At 68.7% G+C, this 1990-nt stretch carries 1 protein-coding gene and 1 pseudogene; one reads left to right on the top strand and one right to left on the bottom strand.

Features of this window, described 5'->3' with window-relative positions; translation table 11 throughout:
* The first annotated feature begins 171 nt into the window (after positions 1 to 171).
* Positions 172 to 981: pseudogene (locus ACFYZY_RS29970) on the top strand (IS5 family transposase).
* A gap of 9 nt (positions 982 to 990) precedes the next feature.
* Here the strand turns inward: ACFYZY_RS29970 and ACFYZY_RS29965 are convergent.
* Positions 991 to 1791 carry a hypothetical protein gene (locus tag ACFYZY_RS29965; RefSeq protein ID WP_388700403.1) on the bottom strand — a complete coding sequence of 267 codons (801 nt, stop codon included), beginning with the start codon at positions 1789 to 1791 and terminating at the stop codon, positions 991 to 993.
* Positions 1792 to 1990 lie beyond the last annotated feature (199 nt).

Raw genomic sequence — 1990 nt, 5'->3', positions numbered from 1 at the left:
CGGCACCTGCACCACCTGCAGCCAACCCCTACCCCGCAACAGAACCAGACGAAGAACCTAACGAAGCACTACTAGGGCCTGTCCGGCGGATCATGTGACTTGCTGATCGTTTCAGAATGAGTTGAGCTGCGGGTCTTGCATTCGACGATCTTGGTCGCAAGGGTGTCCGGGGTGCGAGCTGATCTTGTTCCTGACGACCTGTGGGAGCGGGTGGCCCCGCTGCTGCCGCCCGCCCCCGAACGGCGCCATCGCCACCCCGGGCGGCTGCGCGTTCCCGACCGAGTGGCGCTCGCCGGCGTCATGTACGTGCTGCGGACCGGCGTCGCCTGGCGTGACGTTCCCGCGGAGACGGTGGGCTGTTCCGGGGTGACGGCCTGGCGCCGACTGCGGGACTGGACCGAGGTCGGCGTGTGGCCGCGCCTGCACGCCGCCCTGCTGAGCGAGCTGCGCCGCGCCGGCCTGCTGGACCTGGACGACTGCTCCGTGGACGGATCGCACGTCCGGGCCCTCAAAGGGGGGGACCACGTCGGCCCCTCACCCGTCGACCGCGCCCGCCCCGGCTCCAAGCACCACCTGATCGTCGACCGTCACGGAACCCCGCTCGCCGTCACTCCCACCGGCGGCAACCGGCGCGACGTCACCCACCTCCTGCCCCTGCTCGACGCAGTCCCGCCAATTCAGGGTCGGCGGGGACGTCCCCGCCGCAAGCCACGGCGCCTGTACGCGGACCGTGGTTACGATTTCGACAAGTACCGCCGCCTGCTGTGGAACCGGGGCATAAAGTCATTGATCGCGCGACGCGGCGTCACCCATGGTTCCGGACTGGGCAAGGTGCGCTGGGTGGTCGAGCGCGCCTTCGCCTGACTGCACCAGTTCAAACGGCTCCGCACCCGCTACGAACGACGCGCCGATCTCCACCAGGGCCTGCTCGAACTGGCCTGCAGCCTCATGTGCCTGCGCCGCCTGCGAACCTCATCCTGAAACGATCAGTCAGCCGCGTTGGAAGCCATCGACGGCCATGTAGATGTTGAAGGCGAAGAGCGAGAGGCCGACGAGGAGGAACGCCAGACAGAAGAGGGTGCGGAACACCTTGCGGATCCACGAGTACGCGGCGAACGCTTCGACAAAGGGCCTGTCCGGGTGGTAGGCGACCCATCTGGTCGGGGCGTTGCCCGGGACGGAGGCGGTCCGGACCGTGCCGTGCAGGTCGGTGTAGGCGTAGCTCCTGGGGCCGCGGTACACCGCCTCGACGGTGATGCCGTACCGGGGCAGGTACCACTCGTAGTACGGCGTCCTCATCGCGTAGAGACCGAGCACGGCGATTCCCAGGGTCACGGGGTTGAGGATCAGGAAGAGGAACGCGAGGAACCCCGACCCCACGATCGCCATCGCCACGGCCACCCCGACGGTCACGAGGCCGACGACCCACGCACAGATCTTGAGCTTGCGCCAGTACGCCTCGTCCTCGGACTCCGTCGGCGTGCCTTCGGTGACGAGGGACGCGCCGTCGGCCTCCCGCTCTTCGGGTAGGCGCGCGGTGACCGCGTCGGCGAACACCGTGGCCGCCACCGTGCTCACGGCCCGTACCCGGAACACGGTCGGGGTTGTACCGGCCGGGGCGGTGAGCTCCACGGCGAGGGCACGGCCCTCCGCGCGGACCTGGCGGACGGCCTGGAGCGGGATCCGCTTCTCCTTGCGCCACCGGCGCAGGGCGAGGGCGTCTCCGTCGGCCTGGAGGGTGGTTCCGCCGGAGCCGCGGAGGACGGGTATGGGCGAGGTGGTGGTGGACATGGGCGTTGATCGTAAAGGGGGAACGTCCGGGGGGCCAGGGTGTCTCGCGGACCTGCGAAGTCCTACGGCATCAGGACTCCGATCAGAAACAGCTCGACCGCCTCGCTAAGACCGTGTCCTATGTGGTGAGGCGGTCGTTGGGCTCGTCATGGGGAGGGGTGCGTGGAGTTGGATTGTTCCGGACGGGTTGTGGGAGATC

It is taken from the genome of Streptomyces sp. NPDC001744 (assembly GCF_042892575.1).
GTDB lineage: Bacteria > Actinomycetota > Actinomycetes > Streptomycetales > Streptomycetaceae > Streptomyces.
This window is presented reverse-complemented; position numbering and strand designations above follow the sequence as displayed.

Bases quoted from the DNA above. Each gene is read 5' to 3' on its own strand.
- ACFYZY_RS29965 (WP_388700403.1), bottom strand. From the start codon at position 1,791: ATGTCCACCACCACCTCGCCCATACCCGTCCTCCGCGGCTCCGGCGGA.